General features: G+C 66.4%; 3 protein-coding genes and 1 pseudogene. 3 read left to right on the plus strand and 1 reads right to left on the minus strand.

The window, feature by feature from the left end; all coding sequences use genetic code 11:
* Positions 1-499 precede the first annotated feature (499 nt).
* Positions 500-682 carry a hypothetical protein gene (locus ACNPQM_RS35840; protein WP_418087237.1) on the plus strand — a complete coding sequence of 61 codons (183 nt, stop codon included), beginning with the start codon at positions 500-502 and terminating at the stop codon, positions 680-682.
* A gap of 204 nt (positions 683-886) precedes the next feature.
* Here the strand turns inward: ACNPQM_RS35840 and ACNPQM_RS35845 are convergent, their stop codons facing one another.
* Positions 887-1,876: an integrase gene (locus ACNPQM_RS35845; RefSeq protein WP_418087238.1), complete on the minus strand. Its 990-nt coding sequence runs from the start codon at positions 1,874-1,876 to the stop codon at positions 887-889.
* A gap of 398 nt (positions 1,877-2,274) precedes the next feature.
* On the opposite strand from ACNPQM_RS35845, the gene ACNPQM_RS35850 reads away from it, so the two are divergent.
* Both ACNPQM_RS35850 and ACNPQM_RS35855 read left to right on the plus strand, forming a co-directional pair.
* Complete coding sequence (locus tag ACNPQM_RS35850) at positions 2,275-2,760, plus strand: hypothetical protein (RefSeq protein WP_418087239.1); 486 nt, start codon at positions 2,275-2,277, stop codon at positions 2,758-2,760.
* A gap of 545 nt (positions 2,761-3,305) precedes the next feature.
* Positions 3,306-3,992 (plus strand): annotated as a pseudogene (locus ACNPQM_RS35855) (hypothetical protein); the annotation flags it as partial.

Consider the following 3,992-nt stretch of genomic DNA (forward strand, 5'->3'; position numbering starts at 1 on the left):
GCGGCAGAGGGGCCCGCCCGAGACGGGCGGACCCCTCCGGTGCTGCCCGGGTGGAGAGCGTGTCGGCGTCCAACGGCCGGTTGCGGAACTCGCCGACCCGCGCATCGAGGACCTTGGCCATCTCGCTGACCTAATCCGTAGTTATGAGCGTTCCGCAGGAGCGGGTGCTTCTCGGAGCGTTCGAGTACCACCGCTCACCCTCCTCGCCTCCCGGCTGAACGGGTACGGCGAGCGCTGCGACCCCAACCGGCTGCCCCGTGCCGCCGCCGGCCGCGAGGTCGAGCAGGACACCCTCCCCGGGACATGAGACCCCGTCACCAACGGTGCCCGCGCGTGCACGGAACTGGGGCTTGCGTGGCTAACCCTCAACCGTGATAGACGCGACCCGAACCGGGTAAAATCGCAGGTCAAAGCCGAGTTGCGCCGCTAACCCCCACCTGTTCCATAGTGCCGCCACACGCCACACAACACCCGTGCGGCACGAAGACAGGGGAACACCATGAGCAAGCGCACCGCAGCCCGGCGCCAGACCTCCAAGAAGGAAGAAGAGCAGCAGCCGGAGGTGGAGTTCAGGGCCCGCGGACTGCACATCCGCCTGAACCACGTCCCGTCCAAACTGATCTCCGCGCTCGTCGGAGCCGTCATCACCTGGCTGATCACCGGCCGCCCCTGGATGCTTTGACGCCACACATGGCGGTTGGCCCTGCGGAACGTGCGAAGTGGCCGCGGGGCCAACCCGGTGGGCACCGTCCTGTCATGGCACCCACACCGACCGTACGGGCAACCTGCCCTGACCGCGCGTCGGCATCAAATGGCCGGACCGAAGGGGCGCTGTACTGCCTGGATGTCACGCTGGCTCCTCGCGCCGCTTCGCCTGCACCTTGAGTCACGGATTCTCCGCCTTCGACTGGGCCCGGTCCAGATACTCCCGCTTCACCACCGCCGAGCCTGGCTTCCACCGGCCCTGCTTCGTCGGGTCCCCGCCGGCCTCGGCGATGGCCTGGGCGCCACCGCGGCACAGCCCGTGCGCGGTGATCTGCTGCCAGTTCTTCGCCCCCGCCTTGTGGGCGCGGCCACGGACCCAGTCATTGATGGCGTCCCCGGTGACGTAGTCCCCGCGCTCCTTCGCGACCGCCCGGTTCTGCAGGGTGCCGCGGGAGGTGAGGGCCCGGAAGAACGCCCCCTCACGGACCCCGAGGTAGTGAAGTGCGGTGAGCCAGTCCCGCACGGCGGCGACGGGGTCGAGGAACGGGTCGGGGTCGGCTGGGATGTCGGTGTGCTCGCCCTTGGCTTCCTGGTCGGTCTTCGATGACCGGATGTGGAGGGTGACGAAGTCGTCGTCGACCGCCACATCTGCGATGGACAGGTCGGCGAGTTCGATACGCCGGTTGAGGGCCCCGCGGCCGAGGAGGAGCATGCACCGGTCCCGGAGCCCGGCCGAGGTGCGGAGGTCGCACGTGGCGACCATGGCGCGCAGCAGCTCGTCGGTAACCGGGGGCGCCTTACGGACTGCGGTGCGCTTCGCCCACGCCTTCTTGTACTCGTTGAGCATCCCCCGGGCCTGCTTGGTGCCGGGCTTCTTGTCCTCAGGCATCCAGGTGCGGATCGCGGACATGGCGGCGTTGATGGCGTTCGGGGACCGCCCGAGCTCGATGAGGTGGGCGACGTACTCGACGTACGTGGCGGTGGTGCACGGGATCGCGACACGACCTTGCTCGATGCACCAGGCGGCGAACAAGTTGCGCTGGGAACGGTAGTTGGCGCTGGTGTTCTTCGGCGCGGACTCCTCTTCCAGCCGCTTCTGGGTCCGCTCAGAGACGTACAGGTCCCGTTCGGTGTACGTCGGCTGGTCGGCCTCGGTCGGGACTTCGAGCACTGCTCCGACCTCTGGGATGCCGTCGTCCGACGTGGATACCGGCCCAGCGACCGGCGCCGTCGTCTCGACATCCTGGGCACCAACCACCCGCAGGTCTGGGACCCCCGCCGCTACATCGCCGTCTATCCCGAGGTCGTCGCGGCCACCGCGCTCTACGCCTCCCCTCGCTGGAGGAAGCTCGCACGCTCCGAAGACAGCGGATACCTCCGCTTCCGGACCGAGTTCATCCGCCGGCTGCCACAGGAACGGACCCTTCGAAGGAGCAGCAAGCCATGGTTCCTCAAAGAACTGAGAGACACCGCTCTACGCATCGAAGCAGCCATAAGTCGCTATCTGTGAACCAGCGACGTGGGACATTCGCAAGCTCTCGCTCAAACCAGTCCTGCGAGGATGCAGGCATGGACGACGCAGATCTCCTCGAAGCACTCCTCTCCTCCCTGGCCAGCGACGAGGTTGTGTACTCGCGCTGGTGCTGGAGTTCGGGAGCTGACCTCGCGCACCATGTCCACGACCTTGCGAAGGCCGCCGAAGCCGACTGGGCTCACGAGGCAGTAAAGGGCGCCACTGGACCGACCACGCTCAAGGAGATCGAGGCGGCGCTCCACCTGGTCACGCGTGACACGGCAACCGATTTGATGGTCAACCTCTCCACCGACAGCCTGGTGTTCCCCGGACACCCGCGGCACGATCGCGCCCACGCAAGGCGGACTGCGACGAAGGCGATGTCGATTCTGGGACCGGGGTCGGAATGGCTCTCCAACATCGACGGTCCCTGGGCAAACGGACGCGCATGGAATCCGGTCACCAGGCACACCTTCGACGGCGTAATCGCCGGCCGGGGAGGCGGATTCGTTGTCGCGCTCCTGCAAGTCGGCGAGGACTGAGCACCATGCTGGAACACACGGAGCCCTAACCCGCTCCTTCTACGCGACAGCGGAGCGGAAGGCGCTCTAACGGCATATGCCCCACACCGAAATACCCGGACTCGTCCGAGACAATCGGACCCTAGACGTCTCAGCCAAGTCCGGGCACCCCAGGCCAGGCGCCTGCACTACCCGGACTCATCTGAGACCGGACAAATCCTGCCTTCTGAGGGCCGCCGCCGCGGCCCTCAGAAGGCAGGATTCATTCCCTCGGCTTCCGCCTACTGCGAATCGCCCAAGCACAGAGAGCGGTAATTGCGGCCGTGAGCAAGCTGGCGGGCAACTCGGTCAGCAGCCCTTGAGCCAGCAGGCTGAGAGCCGTATCGAGCATTGCGTCCTCCTCAATGAGTCCATCAGGTACCACCCAGGCTCGACCGGCAGAGATGGCCGTTGACGTGAGCTGACATCACTGCACGACTCAACACATCCCCTGACGACTCTGGACGCTGTAATTTGTCCGCAGGACGCAATAGGACAGTTCTGGACAGCCGCTACGGGGGACGACCATGCCCAAGCTCACAGCTCCGTTACTGGTCTCCGGCTCGCACAAGCGGCTGAACGACGAGCTGCACGCCCTGCATCGACGTGCCGGGTGGCCCTCGGTACGCGAGCTGGCCCGTGCATTCGGTGCCGGAGTAGCCAGCTCCAGCCGAATCCACGACGCGTTCACCAAGCCGCGGTTGCCGGGCTGGGGACTGCTAGAGCTTCTCGTATCGGAGCTGGCAAGTCGTGTACCAGGCGGTGTACCAGCAGAGCAGGAGGTGAAGCGGTTCCACACTCTGTGGGATGCGGCAGCTGCTGAGAACTTCCCTGATGCCTCCGCCGCCCTTGAGAACCAGAAACAGATCCCCGATCAGATAGCAGACAAGCAGCCTGCGCCGGGCTCCCCGTCCACACACGGCACCATGCCAGTCGCATTAGACAGCAACCGACCTGAGCGAGAGAACGGCCTAGATGCCGGTTCGCCTACTTCGATCGACTCAGATCAGGCTCGCCCCGAGACCTTCAGTGCCCGGCACGAAGCCGCTTCTGAGTGTGGCAAGGCCGGAGACGTGGCCGGCGCGGCGGCCACCTTTGCGGAACTGGCACAAGACCAGACACGGTTTCTGGGGCCCGATCACCCAGACACCCTCGCCACCCGGCTAGACGCCGCCTACTGGCGCGGTCAGGCCGGAGACGCGGCCGGCGCGGCG

It is taken from the genome of Streptomyces sp. NPDC056231, from assembly GCF_048270745.1.
In the GTDB taxonomy this organism is placed as follows: Bacteria; Actinomycetota; Actinomycetes; order Streptomycetales; family Streptomycetaceae; genus Streptomyces.

Coding starts and splice junctions, on each gene's coding strand:
- ACNPQM_RS35840 (WP_418087237.1), top strand. CDS start 500: ATGAGCAAGCGCACCGCAGCCCGGCGCCAGACCTCCAAGAAGGAAGAA.
- ACNPQM_RS35850 (WP_418087239.1), top strand. CDS start 2,275: ATGGACGACGCAGATCTCCTCGAAGCACTCCTCTCCTCCCTGGCCAGC.